The sequence below is a fragment of the Virgibacillus sp. NKC19-3 genome (genome assembly GCF_019837165.1).
In the GTDB taxonomy this organism is placed as follows: Bacteria; Bacillota; Bacilli; order Bacillales; family Amphibacillaceae; genus Virgibacillus_L; species Virgibacillus_L saliphilus.
Genome location: NZ_JAGYHC010000001.1, coordinates 2,841,481 through 2,863,132, shown reverse-complemented (window position 1 = coordinate 2,863,132; position 21,652 = coordinate 2,841,481). Strand labels below are relative to the sequence as shown.

The following is a 21,652-nucleotide window of genomic DNA, read 5'->3' as shown; positions in this document are numbered from 1 at the left end:
CAATATAGAACTTCTCACTCGGTTTATGTTATAATTTCCAGGGAAAGAGGGTGAGAAGGCTTGATCGGTGAAAAAATAAAGCATTTACGTCAAGAGAAGAAAATGTCTCTTTCCGAATTAGCTGAAAGAGCAAATGTAGCGAAATCTTATCTAAGTTCGATAGAGCGAAATATTCAACGTAATCCATCCATACAATTTATCGAGAAGATTAGTGCAGTATTAGATGTTTCTGTAAATGATCTGATCCTGGAAGATCATTCGGAACAAACAAAGCGTTTGGATGATGAGTGGTTAGATATTGTTCAAGAAGCTATGGATTCTGGTGTGACGAAAGAACAATTCAGGGAGTACCTTGCATTTAATAAATGGCGAAACAAACAATGACCGTAGAGTGGTGGGCTTGCGGTTTTTTCTGTTTGCCAATGATCACGATAACCCTATCATTCCATTTTTCCTCCTTTTTGCATATGCTATTACAGGTTTGGCGGAGGGAGACTTTCATTTAGCTAACAATTACAGTTCAAGTTCGGAAATAAAGAAGAGGTCCGTCAGAAATGTAACAATTATGTCGAAATATATGACGAATAATCAGCTTTTGTATGATACAATGTAATAAGGTGAATTTCGACAGCAGTTTCTATTATTTTATCCGAGGGTCTATCTGATGCTATATGTAAAGGTGGGAAAGTGATGAGTGAGCAAGAGAAATATAAAAATATGTTAAAAAAATTGATTGACGAAACAGAAAGTCATAAAATTCGTTCCTCTAAAGAATTAGTCCAATCGCTCGTTAACGAATTAACACATCATACAAGCGGAAAAACGAATAGCACGACGCAAACATTAGCAAAATAATGGTGTAAAGCTGCATTTTTTATTGGCTAGGAAATTATAAAATTATTTGCTTATGGATAACTTGATTTCCAAAAGTAGCTACATCCGGCTCTAGCGCCCAGCAACTAGCAAACTTCACACTTCTCCATTACGATAAGTCAACATCGGCTCGTACCTCGTCGTGTTTCCTTTTCGCTTTCCAAGCATAAGATTCACTTTGGCTTTCACCACTACTGGTGATAAGTCAAGTTCATCTAATCTCACTGCGAAGTGTTCCAGTTTGTACGTTGCTAACTGGGCGCCATGCGCCTTTGTTCTAGGGATGTGGCTTTTTTATTATGTTACATAAAATTTACGTAAACGAATGATACTTGTACGATGGTAATACGGAATAATACTTTTAGAAAGGAGATTATAAATATGAGCAGTCAGACCGCTTTATATATTAAAAATGCAACTATTTTCACCGAACAAGAAACGATTATAAACGGGTCTATGCTAATAAAAGATGGTAAAATAGACACGATTCTACAAGAAAATGAATCATTAAAAAGTTACCCCAGCCGATTAAAAATAATAGATGGAACCAACTTACATGTTATTCCAGGGTTTATTGATGAGCATATCCACGGTGCTAATGGCGCAGATGTGATGGATGCGACTGAATCGGCGTTAGATACAATGGCATCTGCCTTACCGAAAGAGGGAACAACTAGTTTCCTGGCAACGACTATAACGCAGTCTCCAGAAAATATTGAACACGCACTAAAGAATGTAGCCGCTTATCAAAATAAACAAGGACAGGCTGAAGTCATTGGTGTTCATTTAGAAGGTCCATTTATAGAGGCAGGTAAAAAAGGTGCACAGCCACTGGAATATATTATGGAACCATCCATTGAGCAATTCAACAGATGGCAGCGTTTGTCCAATAATAAAATTAAAACGATCACAATGGCGCCCGAGCATGATAGGGATGGTTCATTTATTTCGTACTTATATGATTCGGGTGTTAACGTTTCTGCGGGGCATACGGATATCCATTTTGCAGGTATGAAGAAAGCTATTTCCCAAGGTGTACGGCAGGTGACACATCTATGTAATGCAATGAACGGGATTCATCATAGGGATATTGGCGCTGTAGGTGCTGCCTTTGAATTGAAGGAAATACGTGCAGAATTAATTGCAGATGGTATTCATGTTTCCCCGGAAATGCTTCAATTGATTTATAACAATATGGGAAGTGAACGTTTAATTCTAATCACAGATGCGATGCGTGCTAAATGCTTACAGGCTGGAGACTACGAGCTTGGGGGCCAACCGGTTACGGTTACCAATGATCGTGCAGTTTTAGAGAATGGTACATTAGCTGGAAGTATTTTGAAAATGCAGCAAGGAGCACAGCAGATGCTGCAATTAGCTGATGTTTCCATAGATAACGTTATTGAAATGGCTTCTGTTAATCCGGCAAAACAGCTCGGAATTTTTTCTAAAAAGGGAAGTATCGCATTATATAAAGATGCGGACGTTTTACTTGTTGATGATGCTTTAAATATAAAATACACGATCTGCCGTGGTATGTTAACGTTTGAGGAGGAGTAGTTAGACATGGAAATGATTAAAACTAAAACCTATGATGAAATGAGTAAGAAGGGTTGTTCCTTACTCATTAACAAAATGCAGCATTTGGAAAATCCCGTGTTAGGATTAGCGACTGGATCCACACCAGAGGGGTTATATGCCGAATTGATTAAAAAAAATCAGCAGCATGAAGTGTCATTTCAAAATGTATCAACGTTTAATTTAGATGAATATGTCGGTTTGGAAAAAACGGATCCAAATAGCTATCGTTATTATATGAATCAAAAATTATTTAAGCATATTGATATCGATAGCAAAAATGCGCACGTGCCAAATGGTATGGCAGGCGATTTACAAAAGGAATGTCGTGATTATGAACAGCTAATCCGGGAGGCAAAAGGCGCGGATGTACAAATTCTAGGTTTGGGTTTAAATGGGCATATCGGATTTAATGAGCCTGGAACCCCTTTCTCAAGCAGAACGCATGTCGTTGAACTGGATGAGTCGACTCGAAAAGCAAATGCGAGATTTTTCACTTCCATAAATCATGTTCCAACAAAGGCAGTAACAATGGGCATTGAAACAATTATGGAGAGTAAATCCATTATTCTATTCGTTTCCGGTGAGGGGAAGGCCGAAGCGGTTGCAAGGTTAATGAATGGTGACGTTTCGGAAGCTTTCCCTGCTTCTATTTTACAAAAACATGAACATGTAACAATTATTGGGGACGAAGCCGCGCTTGGGAAAGTGTGAAGATGCGTAGCAAGAAGATGAATGTGTTGTAGAGGGGACAACCAGCATAGATTATAAAAGTGAACAAAGTAACTTCTCCTCTACAACAATCAGACCCCACCGAAAAAAGCCGCTCTTTAACAGTGGGGTAACATTTCAATCCGAAGAAGTAGAGTCAACATCAATTTCCACATACGTGGTACCCTTTTCTGTGATTTCTGCCTGGCCACTTGTCAGGTCAATGATCCACTCGCGAAAATTGCTCTCTTCCCCATTTTTTACATAAACAATGAAAGCTACATTTTCCAGATAGTGGATCGATTCAAGAATATGATCGGAATTCCGCAACACATTTTCAAGCTTCCCAAGCAGTGTATAATCCACGGTTATGGAGAAGCCTTGCATGCGTTGTCTTTTTACGATTCCTGTTGTTTGAATAGCCTGCGAGGTCGTGCTTCCATATGCACGGATTAAGCCGCCTGCACCTAGTTTAATCCCGCCGAAATACCTCGTTACGACAATGGCTGTATCCTTTAACCCTTGCTTTTTTAATACCTCCAACATGGGAACACCAGCGGTACCACTAGGTTCACCGTCATCATTCGCCTTTTGGATCTGGTCATGTTCCCCGATTAAGTACGCTGAACAATTATGGGTAGCGTCATGATGCTTTTTCTTTATTTCTTGAATAAAGTCTTGAGCTGCTTCCTCTGATTCTACACGCCTAACATATCCAATAAACCGGGACTTTTGAATGATTAATTGGTCAGTTCCTTCTTTTTTTACGGTAAAATAATTTGCTAACATTTACAATTTCCCCCTGTCTAAATGTGAAATATAGTATATAATAAGGATATAATTTCCTGAAAATATGCTAAAAGACCCTATAAAAAGTTTTATTATCCACGTATAATTATAGCATAATAGGTTGGTGGAAGACGATGGCACAAAAATTAAGTGAAAAAGCGCTGGATTATGTCATTAATGAGATGATTGATGTAGTGGAGAATAGTAAAGACGAGATATTTAATATTAGTGAAGAGTCTCGTATGGAGCATGATCATCTTGTACATGAACTGAAAGAGACCAAAGAAAAAGTAATTCAGCATATTACGGATGGTAATCAACTTGAACAGAAGGTCAGGTTTTCCAGAAGGCGTTTAGCAGAGGTAAGTAAATATTTTGATCGATACACGGAAGACGAGATTCGTAGAGTATACGAGAAAACACATGAACTGCAAACAAGCTTAGCTATCATGCAACAAGAGGAAAAAATCTTGCGTGAAAAGCGTGATGAGATTGAAAGAAGATTAATAGCATTAAGCCAGACCATTGAACATGCAGAAGGATTAGCTTCCAAAATTGCCGTCATACTAACATACTTGCAGGATGATTTTAGGCAAGTAAACGAAATGATTGAAGAAGCCAAGGAAAAACAGGAATTTGGTCTAAAAATAATTGAAGCACAAGAAGAAGAGCGTAGAAAAATTTCCCGGGAAATTCATGATGGCCCCGCGCAAATGTTAGCTAATATTTTACTTCGATCAGATCTAGTAGATAAAACGATTCGCGAAAAAAGCATGAGCGAAGCTTTAAATGAAATGAAAGATGTCCGTAAAATGATCCGAACATCCTTATATGAAGTAAGACGAATTATTTATGATCTGCGCCCAATGGCACTCGATGACTTAGGTCTTATACCAACCATTAAAAAATATGTTTCCACGATTGAAGATTACAACGGAGTTCAAATTGATTTTTCTTCCATTGGGGAGGACAAGCGTTTAAATCAAAAGTATGAAATCGCTTTTTTTCGCTTGGTACAGGAGGCAGTACAAAATGCGGTGAAACATGCTGAAGCTCCCTTAATACAAGTCAAATTAGAAATTTGTACAGAGTTTTTGACAATGGTGATCAAAGACAATGGAAAGGGTTTCGACCCTTCTACGAAAAAAGACAAATCTTTTGGACTGATTGGCATGCGAGAACGGGTTGAAATGCTGGATGGTGAGTTAAATATCAAGTCAGCAAAAGGGGAAGGCACTACCATTTTTATTAAAGTCCCGTATACGATTTAGAAAGTAGAGATAGATATACAGACGTTGTAATAGGGTAAATAAAATAAACAGAAATGGTGCAGGAGGAGAAAGAATATATGACTACAGAGAAGCGTACCAGAATTGTTTTAATTGATGATCATAAATTATTTCGCGAAGGGGTCAAACGTATTTTAGAGTTTGAACCAACATTTGAAATTGTTGCAGAAGGCGATGATGGCAATGTTGCTGGGAAACTCGTAAAAGAAAACAAACCTGACGTTGTTTTAATGGACATCAATATGCCTAACATGAATGGGGTACAGGCTACCAAGGATCTAGTTCGCTATTTTCCGAAGACAAATGTTATTATCCTTTCCATCCATGATGATGAAAGCTATGTGACACATGCGTTGAAAACCGGAGCGCAAGGTTATTTATTGAAAGAGATGGATTCGGACTCGTTAATTGAAGCGATTAAAGTTGTCAGTGAAGGGGGATCCTATCTTCATCCGAGGGTAACGCATAATCTGGTTCAAGAATATCGCCGTCTGTCAAAAGAAACAATGCCGACGATAACGGAAAGAGGCGTAGCATATCATACACCATTTCATATACTTACAAAGAGAGAGAGCCAGGTATTGCAATTATTAGCGGAAGGGAAAAGTAATCGCGCTGTTTCCGAAACACTGACCATAAGTGAAAAAACGGTAAAAAATCACGTTAGTAATATTTTACAAAAAATGGATTGTAATGACCGCACACAGGCCGTTGTTTCCGCCATTAAAAAAGGCTGGGTAGAAGTAGTATAGCGCTTACGTTCATGTTATTTCAAAACACGAAATAGATTAAGCAGACTAAAGGAATGTCTGTTGTATAGTGATACAAAAGATCGAAACTGCGACGTAGAGACAACTCTCTTTCAGGTAACGTTTGTTGTTCTAATGATAGTTGAGTGCTTGGATACCGCTACGGAAACACATTCCGCGCACCTTAGGGCGGCCGATGAGCCCCCTAGCCGCGCACTCCGGGGGCTCACCGTGGCTTTTAGCTCCCGCAGGAGTCTCCATGTGTTTCCTTCACTGGTCCTTCGGTTACTACCGTTAATATGCATTTGTAAGCGATATTCAACATATAGGAGCCCCTTACCAGTTCGGAGGAGCGAAGGTTTCAAAGCAATATTAGTTATGAAAATCCCCTTATAAACCATAAAAGTACCTTTTTGAAATACGCTAATGCATGAATGTATTAGCGTATTTTTTCTTTGTATTCCATCGTGCATTTTTTTACTTCTTCATGTAAAATAAGGAATGACGAAAGATGATATTGAATAGAGGAGAAGGTTCATCATGAAAGTTGCTGTAATGACAGATAGTACGGCGTATATTCCTGCTGAGATTCGAGACAAGCATCATATTCATATGGTCCCGCTTAGTGTTGTATTTGAGGATGAGTCCTATCAAGAGGAAGTTGATATTACAACAGAAGAATTTTATCAGAAGGTGAAAGAGGTAGAAAATCTGCCCAAAACGTCGCAGCCTTCGCTTGGCTATATTACAAATAAGTTAGAGGAATTAGCCAAAGCTTATGATGCTGTTATCTCCATTCACCTTTCAAGTGGGATTAGCGGTACATATGAGGCGGTGCACAGTGCTGGAGAAATGGTTGAAGGAATTGATGTATATGCCTATGATTCTGAACTCAGTTGCATGGGACAGGGATTTTATGTATTGGAAGCCGTAGAAATGGTGAAAGAAGGTAAATCACCAACTGAGATTATCGCACGTTTTGATGAAATAAAGCAAAGCATACGCGCGTATTTCATGGTGGATGACTTAAGTAATTTGCAACGCGGCGGACGATTAAATGGTGCACAAGCATTAGTTGGAAGCATTTTACAGGTGAAGCCAATTTTACATTTTGTTGATAAGGTGATCGTTCCGTTTGAAAAAATCCGTACTCGAAAAAGAGCAATGAATCGTATCAGCGGATTACTGGAGGAAGATGCCAGCAAAGGAAAAGATATGAAGGTTGTATTTATTCATGCAAATAACGAAACGGCTGCAATAAATCTGCGTGATGATTTCTTGGAAAAATACCCATCCGCGGATACATCTATCGGCTACTTTGGCCCAGTGATTGGAACTCATTTGGGAGAAGGTTCAGTTGGCATTTGTTGGTATATGAAATAGCAATTTTAAGTATTTAATATTTGCTATCGGCCACTTTTGGTTGGTAGCTTTCTATTCTAAAATCCAAAGGAGTGTGTGCGTTAATGCCCCTATCAGAGCGGCCAGTTGTCCACGAACCATCCATTTTTCCATATCTATTTTCAGGGAAATTACTTCTTCGCAATGAAATACCATTAGACGAGCCTACCTTTCAACATCAGCTTTCTACAAAAAACTTCACACCTATTGTTTCTATGAAACGAAAAAATTTCACCTATCAATGTCAACGTTGCGGGAACCAGCAGCGATCTTTATTTGCCCAGATGCCGTGCGCGTCTTGTGGAACGACTCACGCTTATTGTCGTAATTGTATTGAAATGGGGCGAGTAATGGAATGTGAACCGCTATATTATTGGTCAGGAGAAGAGCCGCATTGGCCCCCACATGAAACCCCGTGTTCATGGGAAGGAGAGCTCACGTTAGTCCAACAACGTGCGGCTGAACGCATTACCAGGGCTATAAATACGGAAGAAAAGGAGCTATTAATTTGGGCAGTTTGTGGATCCGGAAAAACGGAAATGCTCTTTCCTGGCATAACTGAAGCACTTCACCTTGGCAAACGTGTCTGCATCGCTACACCACGAGCAGACGTTGTTCGCGAGCTTTTGCCACGTATTCAGAAAGCCTTTCGTTCGATAGAGGTTCAAGGGTTATATGGAGGAAGTGAGAAGAAAGAAGGTACCGCTCAAATCATAATTGCCACAACTCATCAACTTCTCAGATATAAATCCGCTTTCGATGTATTGATTATTGATGAAATCGATGCCTTTCCCTTTCATGCTGATCCTACTTTACCTTATGTTACGAATCGGGCAAAATCGAATACCAGTACAACGATCTACCTAACAGCTACACCACGAAAGAATCTTCACAAGCAGATCATGCAGAAAAAACTTGTTCATATTTTTGTTCCGATTCGATTTCACGGCCACCCTCTACCTGTTCCAAAACTAAAAATGAGCTTTTCTTTGAAAAGAGAACTGGTAAACAAAAAAGTCCCACAAGCTTTTATGAAGTGGATAAAAAACAGAGAAAATCCAGATAGGCAATTATTAATTTTTGTTCCTACGATTCAACTAGCTGAAACAATGAAAGATAAAGTAGCGGATTGCTTGCTTAATGTAGGACTGATTAAAGCAATAGAGAAGGCACAAGCTGTTCATGCATCTGATCCGAATCGTGAAGAGAAGGTGCAGCTTTTTAGAGACAGGAAAATAGACACATTGCTTACAACAACCATACTGGAAAGAGGTGTTACCTTCCCGTCGGTAGATGTCGCTATTCTGGATACAGGTCATGAGGTATTTGATGAAGCAGCCCTCGTACAAATTGCAGGAAGAGCCGGCAGAAGTCCCGATGATCCAACAGGAGAGGTTATATTTTTTCATGATGGGAAAACAGAGGCGATGATGCGAGCGGTGCAATCCATTCGTCAAATGAATAAACGGGGGAGCTATGAAATGTATTGTTTATGGTGTAACACCCAAATTATTCCTGAAGTAAGCTGGGGAAATCTATTTCTATTAACCAAGCCGAAATGGTTATGTCAAGCATGTGAAGGAGAATTGGAAATATTACAGGGAAAGCGTTGTAGGTGTTGCAGCCGTGTCGATGAGGATGAGCTATGTTCGGATTGCAAATGGTGGGACAGGCATTTCTCAAGTGACCCGATTACATTTAATTTCTCTGTTTTTTCATATAATCTCCAGATGCAAGATATGATTGCGAAATGGAAATACCGTGGAGATTATCATTTGGGGAATGCGTTTAAACCCATTTTCCGGCGATCCTTTCATGATACATTTTCATTTTTGAAAAAAGACGCCATCGCGGTGCCAATTCCGTTAAGTAAAGAAAGGCTATTAGAACGTGGATTTAATCAAGCAAAGATGCTAGCGGATTTTTTGCCAGTTGAAACGGAAGAGATCATTACACGTACGCATACAGAAAAACAATCCAAGAAAACCCGCCGTGAGAGAATTGGTACAAAAAATCCATTCGTAATAACAAAATCTATTAACAAACCGGTCATCCTTGTCGATGATATATATACAACAGGTACTACCTTACGCCATGCAGGGGTGTTGTTGCAGGGGCATGGCTGTCCCAAGGTTTACGCATATACTTTAATTCGAGGATAGATGTTGAATGTGCTGGATAGTAAAAATTTTATTTGTTGTCATAAGCACTATCGGAACAAGTTTTAATATACGTATGCATTTTTATTAAACGAATTATCTAGTTTAAGCAGGAAATCTGACGGGAAATATAGTATACTAAATACAAAGGAAAAAAAGGAGGACACTTTCATGAAATATAATATTCGTGGGGAAAACCTTGAGGTGACTGCGGCAATAAGAGATTATACCGAGAAAAAGATTAATAAACTGGAAAGATATTTTGATACACCGCCGACATCTGAAGTACATGTAAATTTAAGTGTCTATAATGATGAACAACGAATTGAAGTAACCATTCCAATGACAGATCTATTATTACGGGGAGAGGAACAGCACGTCGACCTATATGCTGCTATAGATTTAGTTATTGATAAACTAGAGAGGCAAATTCGTAAATATAAAACGAAAGTAAATCGTAAGTTTCGCCAAGCAGGTTCGCCAAAACATGTATTTGCCGAACTGGAGCAGGAAGCAAACAGTGTTGCAACTGAAGAAGAAGACGAAGATGATGAAATTGAAATTGTACGACAAAAGAGATTTAACCTGAAACCGATGGATTCAGAGGAAGCCGTTTTACAAATGGACATGTTAGGCCACGCATTTTATGTCTTTACAAATGCCGAGACAAATGACACAAATGTTGTTTATCGACGTAAAGATGGAAAATACGGTTTGATTGAACCTAATGTATAACTATACATCATACACAGATAACAGAGACGATCCCGCAATGGGGTCGTCTCTTCCATTTGCTTTGGAACTTCATAAGACCGATGTTCTCCCAACTATTACAAATAATGTCGAATTTTGTAGATAGAAATGCCAAAATTTAAATTTGGCATCATAAATTGCTTTAAAATTGTGAAATAAGACATAAAAGAGGTTCAAAAATTTTATTTTTTATTAAAAATATTGTCGAATTACAACCTAAAATTCAAAAACAGAAAATAGACTATAGTCCTATTTTCGTGTTATAAATAAGGCAATAGAACTAGGGGGGTGTAACAACTATGAAAGAAAGTGAGCGTGTAGCATTTAATGATTTAGTAAAAAAAGTACAGCAGCATGAAGATACTATCACCCAATTGGTGAAAATTGTCGCAGCTACTAATAGAAGAATCACAGACATCGTTGATGGGTCACACAGCAGTGAGCAAGTCTTACATAAATGATCTCCACGCAACAAGTAGCTACATATTATCTCCAATATCCCCAAAGTCAAGGGTAGCCTATCCTCAGGCTACTCCTTTTTAGTTGCGTAGTTGTCATCTGTGTTTGTATAGTGTTATTATTAATTATGGACTATAAATTTAAATGGATAATTTTGAGATATATTGAGGAGCGTTTGCTATGGCTGGATTATTGACAAAAATATTTGGTGATGGAAACCAAAAACAGCTTAATCGGTTACAAAAAAAAGTGGATCAAATAGAAGCGATGGAACCAGAAATTGAAAAGATATCCAATACAGAATTGCAGCAAAAAACAGAGGAATTTAAAGAACGGTATGCCAATGGGGAAACCTTGGATGATATGCTTGTCGAGGCGTACGCGGTTGTACGTGAAGCTGCCAAGCGTGTATTAGATATGCGGCCATTTCCTGTACAGCTGTTAGGTGCAGTAGCGCTTCATGAAGGTAATATTGCTGAAATGAAAACAGGGGAAGGTAAAACACTTGCATCCACGATGCCGGCATATTTAAATGCGATTTCCGGAGAAGGTGTGCATATCATTACAGTGAATGATTATTTGGCTGATCGGGACTCTAGAGAAATGGGAGAACTTTATGAATTCTTGGGGTTGACTGTTGGCCTAAATAGTAATGGATTATCCAAAGAAGAGAAACGCGAAGCCTATTATAGGGATATCACCTATGGTACAAACAATGAATATGGGTTTGATTACCTGCGTGATAACATGGTGTTATACAAAGAGCAGATGGTGCAGCGTCCTCTGAATTTCGCCATTATTGATGAGGTTGACTCCATTTTGATTGATGAAGCAAGAACACCATTAATCATTTCTGGATCAGCAAAGAAATCTGCCTCTCTCTATCAACAGGCCAATGGTTTTGTAAGTACACTTGGTCGTGAGGGCGATTATACGTATGATGAAAAGACAAAAGGGGTGCAGCTTACCGAAGAAGGGATTAATAAAGCAGAGCGTTATTTTAAAGTTGAAAACTTATTTGACCTGGAAAATGTTTCCCTCATTCACCATATTAATCAGGCATTAAAAGCGCATGTATCCATGCATCGTGATACAGATTATGTGGTAGAAGAGGATGAGGTGGTAATCGTAGACCAGTTCACAGGACGCCTCATGAAAGGTCGTCGTTATAGTGATGGGCTGCACCAAGCCATTGAAGCAAAAGAAGGATTGCAAATTCAAAATGAAAGTATGACACTTGCATCCATCACGTTCCAGAACTTTTTCCGGATGTATAATAAGCTTTCGGGGATGACAGGTACAGCGAAAACAGAAGAAGAAGAATTTCGAAATATCTATAACATGGATGTAATTGCTATCCCAACCAATCAACCGATCATACGTGATGACAGGGCAGATATGATTTATAAAACAATGGAAGGTAAGTTCCGGGCAGTTGTAGAAGATATTAAAGAACGTTACAATGTAGGACAACCTGTACTCGTTGGGACCGTTGCCGTTGAAACGTCTGAGATCATTTCAAAATTGCTGAAAAAGTCTGGTGTAAAGCATAATGTGTTAAATGCGAAAAATCATTTTAGTGAGGCTGAAATCATCGAGCATGCAGGCCAAAAAGCTGCGGTTACGATCGCAACAAACATGGCTGGTCGTGGTACGGACATTAAACTAGGTCCTGGTGTTAAAGACGTAGGCGGTCTTGCTGTTATCGGTACGGAAAGACATGAGTCACGCCGTATTGATAATCAGTTACGTGGTCGTTCCGGTCGTCAAGGTGACCCTGGCTTGACGCAATTTTATTTATCGATGGAAGATGAATTAATGCGTCGTTTCGGGTCGGATAATTTAAGGTCCATGATGGAACGATTAGGGATGGATGATGACCAGCCAATTGAAAGTAAAATGGTCTCCCGTGCGGTGGAATCTGCACAAAAGCGTGTAGAAGGTAATAATTTTGACGCACGTAAACAAGTATTATCCTATGATGATGTTCTTCGTGAACAACGAGAAATTATTTATAAACAGCGCTTTGATGTCATTGAAGCAGAAGACAACCTTCGTGAAATCGTTGAAAATATGATTGTATCCACACTTAACCGAGTTGTGGCTACCCACACTCAGGATGATGATGAAGATAATTGGGACTTACAGGCAATTATCGAATATGTCCATGGTAACTTGTTAGATCCGGAAGATATTACAATAAATGCTATTAAAGGCAAAGAACCTGAAGAGATAAATGAGTTAATCATGGAAAAAGTTCGCAGGAAGTATGATGAAAAAGAGGAAGAGCTTTCACCTGAGCAAATGCGTGAATTTGAAAAAGTTATTGTGCTCCGTACCGTGGATACAAAATGGATGGATCATATTGACCAAATGGAACAATTGCGCCAGGGTATCCACTTACGGGCATATGGACAAAATGATCCATTGCGCGAGTATCAGCTTGAAGGCTATTCCATGTTTGAAGTGATGGTTGAAGATATCGAAGAGGAAGTTGCGAAATATGTGATGAAAGCCCAAATTCGTGACAACCTGCAACGGGAAGAAGTAGCAAAAGATACACAAGCAGTTTCTGGAGGACAGGAAGAAAAGAAAAAGTCCCGTAAACCTTATGTGAAGAAATACAATGTAGGACGAAATGATCCTTGCCCATGCGGTAGTGGGAAAAAATTCAAAAACTGTCACGGAGCGTAGAATAGATGTCAGGTAAGTGCCTAGCTTAATGAGAAATCGGTGATTAGCCGATTTCTTTATCAATTTTTAGGAATGAAAACAGAGGTGAAAAGATGGAATTGGTAGAGATTAGAAACGAATTGGATAAAATGAAGGCACGTATGGAAGACTTTAGGGGGTCTCTTTGACTTAGCTGATAAGAAGCCTCGGATTGAAGAATTAGATCTACAAATGACAGATCCGGATTTTTGGAATGATCAGGAGCATGCGCAAAAGGTAATAAATGAAGTCAATGGACTAAAGAGTTATGTTCATACATTCGAAGCGATAGAAAGCCACTTGAATGATTTGGAAGTATCCTATGAACTTGTAAAAGAAGAACAGGATCCGGAATTATTTGAGGAGCTTAATAAAGAAATAAAAGACGTTATGAAGGATATTAATGCATTCGAGTTACAAATGCTACTGAGTGAGCCTTATGATGCAAATAATGCCATACTTGAACTCCATCCTGGTGCAGGTGGTACCGAATCACAGGATTGGGCAAGCATGCTGCTGCGTATGTATCAACGTTGGGCGGAAAGTAAAGATTTCAATGTGGAGACACTCGATTATTTACCTGGTGATGAAGCAGGTGTAAAAAGTGTTACATTGTTGATTAAAGGGCATAATGCATACGGGTATTTGAAAGCTGAAAAAGGGGTCCATCGATTGGTGCGTATATCGCCATTTGACTCATCCGGCCGGCGCCATACTTCTTTTGCGTCATGTGATGTTTTGCCGGAAATAACGGATGATGTGGAGATTGAATTGAATGCAGAAGATCTGAAAATCGACACCTATCGTGCAAGTGGTGCAGGTGGGCAGCATGTCAATACGACTGATTCAGCCGTTAGAATTACTCACTTGCCAACAGGTTTTATCGTAACTTGTCAGAATGAACGTTCCCAAATAAAAAACCGTGAAGTTGCCATGAAAATGATGAAATCAAAGTTATATCAACAGGAAATTGAACGTCAGCAACAGGAGATAGATGATATCCGTGGAGAACAAAAAGAAATCGGTTGGGGAAGCCAAATCCGTTCCTACGTTTTTCATCCATATTCCATGATCAAAGACCATCGGACAAATGTCGAAATAGGTAATACACAAGCTGTCATGGATGGGGATTTAAGCCCGTTTATTGATGCATATTTACGTGCAAAAATTAGTTGAGAACCAGCTTCTGCAAAAAAATAATAAAAATGTAATAAATTGTCAAAAGCGTTGGGACATCTGCATTTTTCCTTTGAAAGGTCCTTTATACTATTTGAAATAGGGTATTAAAAAATGGAAAAATGGGGTATACTATCACTGGTAACCTTTAATTAAAATTTAAGGGGGGGTTATATATGAAGAAATGGTTACTTACACTATTATTCAGTACAGCACTCGTGCTTGGAGCATGTGGTGGAGATGATGGTGATACTGAGGAATCTTCTGACGGTGGCGATTCTGTAGACACTGCTGCAGCTGAAGAGATCTATGAAAGCAATTGTACTGCTTGTCATGGTGCAGACCTCTCTGGGGGTCAAGGCCCAGACTTAACTTCAGTTGGTGCTGACCATTCAGCAGATGAAATTGCTGATATTATTGAAAATGGTCAAGGTGGCATGCCTCCACAAGATGTATCCGGCGAAGACCTTGATACACTTTCCAATTGGTTAGCAGATATGCAATAACATCGTGATTTTTTATAAAAAGCCTGGTTCATTGGAACATTCCATGAGTCAGGCTTTTTTTCGTGTTTTATATCCGCAAAAAAGAACAACGCGCTCTTTTTTATTACAAAGCCATTATTTTTGAAATATAATTGTAATATAATTGTGTCTAAAAATCGTGTAGAAAAATGTTATACTGTAAAAGTAATTATGGGAATGTCCATATCGACTACATAAAAATCAATAAATGTTTTTTTAGGGATTCGTGGTGGAAACCAACCACGAATGACATATGAACAAAGATAAATAAAAAGGTGATATTTATATATGATATTCATGAAAGATGTAAATAAAACATATGCCAACGGGGTTATTGCTCTAAAAGGCATTAATATTGATATAAAACAGGGTGAATTTGTATATCTTGTCGGCCAAAGTGGTGCCGGGAAGTCAACATTTATACGATTAATCTATCGAGAAGTTAAACCTACAGATGGCTCCATTTTTATCAATGAAATTGATCTTAGTAAATTAAAAGAACGACGAATTCCTTATTTACGCAGGGATGTTGGTGTGATTTTCCAGGATTTTAAGCTGCTTCCCAAACTATCTGTCTATGAAAATATAGCTTTTGCTTTAGAAGTTATTGAAGAATCCCCTCGAAATATCCGTAAACGTGCGATGGATGTACTGGAAATTGTTGGATTAAAAAACAAAGCTCGATTCATTCCTGATGAATTATCAGGTGGTGAACAACAGCGCGTATCAATTGCACGTGCCATTGTAAATAATCCCAAAATAGTGATTGCAGATGAGCCTACAGGTAACTTAGATCCGGATACCTCATGGGACATCATGAAAACATTTGAAGAAATTAATGCAAGAGGTACAACTGTTATCATGGCCACCCACAGCAAGGAAATCGTAAACACGATTAAGCACCGTGTTATTGCTATTGAAGATGGCATGATTGTTCGAGATGAAGATCAAGGTGGATACGGCTATGAAATTTAGAACGATAATGCGACATCTACGTGAAGGGATTAAAAATATTGGACGTAATGGTTGGATGACGGTAGCTTCTATTGGGGCAGTAACAACAACATTGATTTTAGTTGGCGTATTCCTTGCATTAGTGCTCAACTTAAATCAAATGGCCAACAATATTGAAGATGATGTCGAAATAAGTGCATTCATTGATCCAACCATAAACGAGGAAGAAGCAACCACTTTAGGCGACGATATTAAGAAAATTGATGGAGTGGATTCCGTTGTTTTCTCCTCTAAGGATGAGCAATTAGAACAGCTAATAGATAGTATGGGCGATGAGGGGCAGTCATGGCAGTTGTTTGAGCAAGACAATCCATTAAATCACGCTTATGTTGTGAACGCGGTAAATCCGGATGAAACGATGCGGATAGCCGAAGAGATTACAGATCTCCAAGGTGTACAGGAAGTAGAATATGGCCAGGATGTTGTTCAACGATTGTTCGAATTTAATCAATATGCCCGGACAATTGGACTGGTTTTAATACTTGGACTAGTGTTCACAGCGATTTTCCTTATTTCCAACACCATAAAAATCACCATCATGGCCCGAAGTACAGAGATAGGTATTCAAAAACTGGTTGGTGCAACAAATGGATTTATCAGATGGCCATTTTTTGTCGAAGGGTTACTGTTGGGCGTGTTAGGCTCAATTATTCCAATTGCAGCAATTCTGGCCGGATACTACTATATAGATACGAATGTTAGTGGACAAATTAATTACGGTTTTGTGGAATTTTTACCATTTTATCCATTTGCATGGCAACTTTCGCTCATTATTTTAGGGATAGGAGCACTCATTGGTGTTTGGGGAAGTGTCATGAGTGTACGGAAATTCCTAAAAGTATAATAGAGAAATTTGTCTAACGATATAGAAAGAATGATTTTTGGACTGAAAGGGGAAACGGGAATGAAGAAGGTTTACTTAGGTGTGTTTGTAGCTGTTTTAGCTACAACAATTGGTTTCGTAAATACAGATAACGTTTCTGCAGAATCCGTTGACGAATTAGAGAAAAAAGTAAACGAACTCGAAGAAGAACAAAATGATCTTGAAAGTAAGAAAGGCAATCTCGAAAGTGATAAGGAAAAAACAGAAGATGAGATGAATGAAAACGAGAACCAACAAAGTTCGGTTGAACAGGAAATAAACACGATTGATGAGGAACTAACGACTACACAAAATGATATCCAAACAAAGGAAACAGAGATTGATAATACAAATCAGGAGATTGAAGATTTAAATAATCGAATCGAAGAATTAAAAGAAGAGATTGTAGTCTTGGAAGATCGTATTGAAGAACGAGAAGAACTATTGAAAAATCGTCTCGTCTCCATCCAGCAAAACGGTGGTGGCATGAAGTATCTGGAGGTTATTTTAGGGTCCCAAAGCTTTGGTGATTTTATTAACCGGTCTTCTGCAGTAAACACCATTATGGATCAGGATAAATCGATCATGGAAGAACATACTGCAGATAAAAAAGCATTGGAAGATAATAAGCAGGAAGTTGAAGACAGCAGGGTAGAGGTAGAGAATAAAAAGGTTGCATTGGAAAACCAAAAGGAAGAACTTGTAGCGTTAAAAAGTCAATTGGATGACCAATTGGATGAGCGGGAAACAATGATGGCAGACTTGGAAGAAGAGTATGGTGAATTAGAAGAAGAAATGCTTACCAAGGATGAAGAACAAGAAATATTATATGCTGAGGAAGAAGCAAATCAAAAAGCAATTGAATTGGCACAGAATGAAAAAAGTGAATTAGAACAGGAGCAATTAGAAAAAGAAAAAGAACGGGAAAGAGAACGGGAAAGGGCTGCACAGGCCGAAAAAGAGGAAGCGAAGGAAGAATCCGATTCAAACAGTAAATCGGAATCAAAATCGGAATCAAATTCCGAACCGGAATCAAATTCTGATTCCAGTCCCAGTCCCAGTGGTAAGGTAGCTACAACAAGCTCAAGCTCAAATGGTAAATTTAGCGCACCAGCACCAGGATCTATAACCGATACCTTTGGAATGAGAGATTCTCACCCCATATTCGGAGATGCACGGATGCATAACGGGATTGATTTTGGTACTTCTCCTGGTACGACTTTAAGTGCAGCAGCTGATGGTGTTGTTTCAACAGCTGGAAGCATGGGGGGACTTGGGAATACGATTACGATCTCCCATTCCATTGATGGGCAAACCTATACAACAGTATATGGGCACTTGAGCAGTATTTCTGTATCTTCTGGACAAACAGTCAGTGAAGGGGAAACAATTGGAGCAACAGGTAACAGTGGTAACTCTACTGGACCACATTTGCATTTTGAAGTACATAAAGGTGGTTATGGTAATCCAATTGATCCGCTACCTCTTATGAAATGATAATAAAAGGCATCTACCATTATGGTGTGATGCCTTTTTACAATAGTAAAAAAGAAATAATTACATAAAGTAAAAGTCAAAACCATAGTCATGAAGGAGAGATCATGATATCCTTTTTCATAATATGTTTATGATTTCAAAGTTATAAGAGGTGGGAAAATGAATCTGAAAAAATCACATATAATCATTCTTTTGGTTGCTGCACTCGTATTAGGTTTTGGTGGTGGCTATGCAGGTGTAAAATATGCACAAGCCGATAGCGCGGAATCAGAAAAGCAGGAAATTGCCGAAGTATTACAAGGTGCAGCAGGTGGAGAGTCAGGCGAGAGTCAATCTGATGATATGCAAAAAGTAGACCAGGCTTTCAATTTAATTCAGCAAAATTATCTAGAAGATGTGGAAGACCAGCAGTTAATTGAAGGTGCCATTGAAGGTATGCTCGCTACCCTTGAAGATCCGCATAGTTCGTATATGGACGTTGAAATGATGGAACAATTCAATGAACAGATCGAATCATCCTTTGAGGGAATTGGTGCTGAAGTAAGTATGGTGAATGATATTGTAACCATTGTTTCTCCTATAAAGGATTCACCTGCCGAAGAGGCTGGTTTACGCGCCAATGACCAAGTTTTAAGTGTTGATGGTGAAAACTTGGACGGATTGAATCTAAATGAAGCGGTTGCACATATACGCGGGGAAAAAGGATCGGAAGTTGTGCTTGAAATTCAGCGATCAGGATCTGATCCTTTTGAAGTGACGCTTGTTCGTGATGAGATTCCAGTTGAAACGGTATATAATGATATAGAAACCGTTGATGGAAAAAAGACTGGAGTGTTGGAAGTAACCAATTTTTCTGAGAATACAGCTACAGAATTTAATGAGCAACTAGAAATGCTGGAAGATGAAGGCATTGAAGGGCTAGTTATTGATGTACGTGGAAATCCAGGTGGACTCCTTGATGTGGTTGAAGAAATGGCGTCCCTGTTTGTACCTGAAGATACACCATACTTGCAAATAGAAGATAATAATGGTGAGGTTACCCCATATTATTCACAATTAGAGGAAACAAAGGAATATCCAATAAGTGTAGTTGTTGATGAAGGTAGCGCCTCAGCATCTGAAATTCTTGCGGTTGCTATGAAGGAAATGGGCTATGATGTTGTTGGACAACCGAGCTTCGGAAAAGGAACGGTTCAGCAAGCTGTACCAATGGGTGATGGAAGTACGATTAAGTTAACAACGGATAAATGGCTTTCTCCAAACGGGGAATGGATTAATGAAACTGGCGTAGAACCGACGATCGATGTTTCCCAACCTGATTACTTTTATACGAATCCAGTCCAGGTTGAAGAGCCTTTCACCTATGATCAGACCGATGAAAAAATCGGAAATATTCAAGTGATGCTAACAGGTTTAGGCTATGATACCGGACGTACGGATGGTTATTTTAATGAAGAAACCGAAGAAGCAGTAACGGAGTTTCAGACAGATAATGATCTGGAAGCAACAGGGGAAGTTGACGAAGAAACGGCTGGCATGATCGAGACAATTGTAGTAGAAAATATCCGTAACGGTGAAGATGATCAGCAGCTGGAAGAGGCATTAAACAAATTATATGAATAAGTGGGTCCGCGGGTTGCTCCCGCGGATCTTATCACGCATTATGGCTGTAATGCCTTCTCTGTGGGTACCACGTGAGGAGGGATGGAAAACCTGTAAGTTTCTGTTTTGTTCAACTAACATTTGGTGGGGAGGAGGAATCCCCACTGATTACGTTTCCCTGTATCATTCGTTACATAATTTTCGGTAAATAAAGCAGGAAATGATTCGACAAATATCGAATACTAAAAGTAATATAGGTTTTTGCTGGAAGGGGATAGGAATGACAGAAGCATGGTTCATTGAAATTGCAAAAGGGATTGGAATTTTTTTCCTGAACCCGCTTGTATATTGGTCTTTATTATTGATCGTGTTAGCGGGATATAAACGGATTAAAAGGGAACGGATGGATTTTGGATCAAAAGTATTTGATATTTTTTCAGAGTGGAACCATACATGGCTGGCTTCAATCATGATAGGTATTGTTATTTCCCTGATTACATTAGTTGTTGGGATTGTTTTTTCATATGAAACAATTCTGCTGTTAAGTATTATGATGATTGTGTTGAGTCTGACGTTACGATTTACGATGTTATCTGCAAGTTATACGATAGGAATTACATATTTACTACTTTTATTTTTGCCATTCCTAATAGAAAATCAATCATATGTTGATGGGAATTTATTTTCGAATGTCAATTTTACTGGTTTAAGCATTTTATTAGGGCTATTTTTAATAGGTGAAGCCATATTTCTTGGTAGGATTAGGCGTAATGAAACCTTTCCTGAGCTTGTTATGGGGAGCCGAGGGGGATGGATTGGTCAACATCATGTGAAAAAGCTAAGTATTATTCCTTTCTTTACTCTGGTTCCTGCTGGAATGATTACCCCTTTTGCGCCATTTTGGCCATATTTTTCTCTAGGTGGGGAGTCTTATAGTATATTGCTCGTCCCATTTATCATTGGGTTTGACTTTACGGTGAGAGGTAACCTTCCGCAAAAAATAGCTGTTAAGCTTGGAAAATCCGTTTTGCTTTTAGGTCTAATCATTACCGTTTTAGCCGTCTTGAGTATTTTTGTTTCCTGGTTATCATTGGTGGCGGTTTTAATCGCTATTTTAGGCAAGGAATATATAAATTATCGTCATCGTATAAAAGATCGAACGGGCCGCGCTTATTTCCATCAAAAGGATAAAGGGTTAAAAGTGTTGGGGTTAATGCCAGGAACACCCGCAGAGCGACTTGATATGTATGTAGGTGAAACCATTGTAAAAGTGAATGGAAAAAATATAAGCAATCACGATGAATTTTATCAAGCTCTGCAAGCAACTGGTGCATCATTTACGTTGGGTTTACTGGATGATGCTGGTGAAATCCGATTTGTTCAAAATGTCTTATATGAAGGGGAACATCATGAATTAGGGATTATTTTTACGACAGAACCCTATCGGAAAGATGCTCAGAGGACAGCAACGCACTGATGTGTTGCTGTTGTTTCTTTTTTCGTC

General features: G+C 38.9%; 20 protein-coding genes. 18 read left to right on the top strand and 2 right to left on the bottom strand.

Annotation, left to right across the window (positions count from 1 at the left end):
- Window positions 1–60 precede the first annotated feature (60 nt).
- Together KFZ56_RS13920 and KFZ56_RS13915 are read left to right on the top strand one after the other, a co-directional pair.
- A complete protein-coding gene (locus tag KFZ56_RS13920; RefSeq protein ID WP_222642511.1) occupies window positions 61–384 on the top strand; it encodes a helix-turn-helix domain-containing protein in 324 nt (107 codons plus the stop codon).
- A gap of 306 nt (window positions 385–690) precedes the next feature.
- Window positions 691–855 carry a hypothetical protein gene (locus KFZ56_RS13915; RefSeq protein ID WP_222642510.1) on the top strand — a complete coding sequence of 55 codons (165 nt, stop codon included), beginning with the start codon at window positions 691–693 and terminating at the stop codon, window positions 853–855.
- Between the two features lie 114 nt (window positions 856–969).
- Here KFZ56_RS13915 and KFZ56_RS19600 read toward each other — a convergent pair whose 3' ends face one another.
- Complete coding sequence (locus tag KFZ56_RS19600; RefSeq protein WP_255585146.1) at window positions 970–1,098, bottom strand: hypothetical protein; 129 nt, start codon at window positions 1,096–1,098, stop codon at window positions 970–972.
- A gap of 156 nt (window positions 1,099–1,254) precedes the next feature.
- On the opposite strand from KFZ56_RS19600, the gene nagA reads away from it, so the two are divergent.
- Window positions 1,255–2,433 (top strand): N-acetylglucosamine-6-phosphate deacetylase, encoded by a 1,179-nt coding sequence (gene nagA, locus KFZ56_RS13910; RefSeq protein WP_222642509.1) that lies wholly within the window; start codon window positions 1,255–1,257, stop codon window positions 2,431–2,433.
- A 6-nt stretch (window positions 2,434–2,439) separates the two neighbouring features.
- Window positions 2,440–3,165 carry a glucosamine-6-phosphate deaminase gene (nagB, locus tag KFZ56_RS13905; RefSeq protein ID WP_222642508.1) on the top strand — a complete coding sequence of 242 codons (726 nt, stop codon included), beginning with the start codon at window positions 2,440–2,442 and terminating at the stop codon, window positions 3,163–3,165.
- Window positions 3,166–3,300: 135 nt separating this feature from the next.
- Here the strand turns inward: nagB and KFZ56_RS13900 are convergent, their stop codons facing one another.
- Window positions 3,301–3,951, bottom strand: a complete 651-nt coding sequence (locus KFZ56_RS13900) for a YigZ family protein (protein WP_222642507.1) — start codon at window positions 3,949–3,951, stop codon at window positions 3,301–3,303.
- Between the two features lie 134 nt (window positions 3,952–4,085).
- Here KFZ56_RS13900 and KFZ56_RS13895 point away from each other — a divergent pair, with 134 nt between their 5' ends.
- From KFZ56_RS13895 to KFZ56_RS13830, 14 genes are all read left to right on the top strand, one after another.
- Complete coding sequence (locus tag KFZ56_RS13895) at window positions 4,086–5,222, top strand: sensor histidine kinase (RefSeq protein WP_222642506.1); 1,137 nt, start codon at window positions 4,086–4,088, stop codon at window positions 5,220–5,222.
- A gap of 77 nt (window positions 5,223–5,299) precedes the next feature.
- Window positions 5,300–5,992 (top strand): response regulator, encoded by a 693-nt coding sequence (locus KFZ56_RS13890; protein WP_222642505.1) that lies wholly within the window; start codon window positions 5,300–5,302, stop codon window positions 5,990–5,992.
- Window positions 5,993–6,529: 537 nt separating this feature from the next.
- Window positions 6,530–7,372, top strand: coding sequence for a fatty acid kinase binding subunit FakB (locus KFZ56_RS13885; RefSeq protein WP_222642504.1), 843 nt, complete (start codon window positions 6,530–6,532; stop codon window positions 7,370–7,372).
- Window positions 7,373–7,455: 83 nt separating this feature from the next.
- Window positions 7,456–9,552 (top strand): DEAD/DEAH box helicase, encoded by a 2,097-nt coding sequence (locus tag KFZ56_RS13880; RefSeq protein WP_222642503.1) that lies wholly within the window; start codon window positions 7,456–7,458, stop codon window positions 9,550–9,552.
- A gap of 168 nt (window positions 9,553–9,720) precedes the next feature.
- Complete coding sequence (gene hpf / locus KFZ56_RS13875; protein WP_222642502.1) at window positions 9,721–10,284, top strand: ribosome hibernation-promoting factor, HPF/YfiA family; 564 nt, start codon at window positions 9,721–9,723, stop codon at window positions 10,282–10,284.
- A gap of 317 nt (window positions 10,285–10,601) precedes the next feature.
- Window positions 10,602–10,763 carry a hypothetical protein gene (locus tag KFZ56_RS13870; protein WP_222642501.1) on the top strand — a complete coding sequence of 54 codons (162 nt, stop codon included), beginning with the start codon at window positions 10,602–10,604 and terminating at the stop codon, window positions 10,761–10,763.
- A 178-nt stretch (window positions 10,764–10,941) separates the two neighbouring features.
- The gene (secA, locus tag KFZ56_RS13865; RefSeq protein WP_222642500.1) at window positions 10,942–13,455 is read left to right on the top strand and encodes a preprotein translocase subunit SecA; all 2,514 of its coding nucleotides are present in this window, start codon (window positions 10,942–10,944) and stop codon (window positions 13,453–13,455) included.
- A 92-nt stretch (window positions 13,456–13,547) separates the two neighbouring features.
- A protein-coding gene (gene prfB, locus KFZ56_RS13860) for a peptide chain release factor 2 (protein ID WP_222642499.1) occupies window positions 13,548–14,649 on the top strand; the annotation gives its coding sequence in 2 pieces (ribosomal slippage) (window positions 13,548–13,619 and window positions 13,621–14,649; 1,101 coding nt in all).
- A 176-nt stretch (window positions 14,650–14,825) separates the two neighbouring features.
- Entirely contained in the window at window positions 14,826–15,155 is a 330-nt protein-coding gene (cccB, locus tag KFZ56_RS13855; protein ID WP_222642498.1) for a cytochrome c551, read from the top strand.
- Window positions 15,156–15,461: 306 nt separating this feature from the next.
- A complete protein-coding gene (gene ftsE, locus KFZ56_RS13850; RefSeq protein ID WP_222642497.1) occupies window positions 15,462–16,148 on the top strand; it encodes a cell division ATP-binding protein FtsE in 687 nt (228 codons plus the stop codon).
- Window positions 16,138–17,031: a permease-like cell division protein FtsX gene (ftsX, locus tag KFZ56_RS13845; protein ID WP_222642496.1), complete on the top strand. Its 894-nt coding sequence runs from the start codon at window positions 16,138–16,140 to the stop codon at window positions 17,029–17,031. The genes ftsE and ftsX overlap by 11 nt, the downstream gene beginning before the upstream one ends.
- Window positions 17,032–17,091: 60 nt before the next feature.
- Entirely contained in the window at window positions 17,092–18,546 is a 1,455-nt protein-coding gene (locus tag KFZ56_RS13840) for a murein hydrolase activator EnvC family protein (RefSeq protein ID WP_222642495.1), read from the top strand.
- Window positions 18,547–18,705: 159 nt separating this feature from the next.
- Window positions 18,706–20,169 (top strand): S41 family peptidase, encoded by a 1,464-nt coding sequence (locus tag KFZ56_RS13835; RefSeq protein WP_222642494.1) that lies wholly within the window; start codon window positions 18,706–18,708, stop codon window positions 20,167–20,169.
- A gap of 259 nt (window positions 20,170–20,428) precedes the next feature.
- Entirely contained in the window at window positions 20,429–21,625 is a 1,197-nt protein-coding gene (locus KFZ56_RS13830; RefSeq protein ID WP_222642493.1) for a PDZ domain-containing protein, read from the top strand.
- Window positions 21,626–21,652 lie beyond the last annotated feature (27 nt).

Coding starts and splice junctions, on each gene's coding strand:
- secA (WP_222642500.1), top strand. CDS start 10,942: ATGGCTGGATTATTGACAAAAATATTTGGTGATGGAAACCAAAAACAG.
- nagA (WP_222642509.1), top strand. CDS start 1,255: ATGAGCAGTCAGACCGCTTTATATATTAAAAATGCAACTATTTTCACC.
- KFZ56_RS13900 (WP_222642507.1), bottom strand. CDS start 3,951: ATGTTAGCAAATTATTTTACCGTAAAAAAAGAAGGAACTGACCAATTA.
- KFZ56_RS13915 (WP_222642510.1), top strand. CDS start 691: ATGAGTGAGCAAGAGAAATATAAAAATATGTTAAAAAAATTGATTGAC.
- KFZ56_RS13890 (WP_222642505.1), top strand. CDS start 5,300: ATGACTACAGAGAAGCGTACCAGAATTGTTTTAATTGATGATCATAAA.
- KFZ56_RS13885 (WP_222642504.1), top strand. CDS start 6,530: ATGAAAGTTGCTGTAATGACAGATAGTACGGCGTATATTCCTGCTGAG.
- KFZ56_RS13895 (WP_222642506.1), top strand. CDS start 4,086: ATGGCACAAAAATTAAGTGAAAAAGCGCTGGATTATGTCATTAATGAG.
- KFZ56_RS13835 (WP_222642494.1), top strand. CDS start 18,706: ATGAATCTGAAAAAATCACATATAATCATTCTTTTGGTTGCTGCACTC.
- ftsE (WP_222642497.1), top strand. CDS start 15,462: ATGATATTCATGAAAGATGTAAATAAAACATATGCCAACGGGGTTATT.
- ftsX (WP_222642496.1), top strand. CDS start 16,138: ATGAAATTTAGAACGATAATGCGACATCTACGTGAAGGGATTAAAAAT.
- KFZ56_RS13840 (WP_222642495.1), top strand. CDS start 17,092: ATGAAGAAGGTTTACTTAGGTGTGTTTGTAGCTGTTTTAGCTACAACA.
- cccB (WP_222642498.1), top strand. CDS start 14,826: ATGAAGAAATGGTTACTTACACTATTATTCAGTACAGCACTCGTGCTT.
- KFZ56_RS13830 (WP_222642493.1), top strand. CDS start 20,429: ATGACAGAAGCATGGTTCATTGAAATTGCAAAAGGGATTGGAATTTTT.
- KFZ56_RS13880 (WP_222642503.1), top strand. CDS start 7,456: ATGCCCCTATCAGAGCGGCCAGTTGTCCACGAACCATCCATTTTTCCA.
- KFZ56_RS13870 (WP_222642501.1), top strand. CDS start 10,602: ATGAAAGAAAGTGAGCGTGTAGCATTTAATGATTTAGTAAAAAAAGTA.
- nagB (WP_222642508.1), top strand. CDS start 2,440: ATGGAAATGATTAAAACTAAAACCTATGATGAAATGAGTAAGAAGGGT.
- hpf (WP_222642502.1), top strand. CDS start 9,721: ATGAAATATAATATTCGTGGGGAAAACCTTGAGGTGACTGCGGCAATA.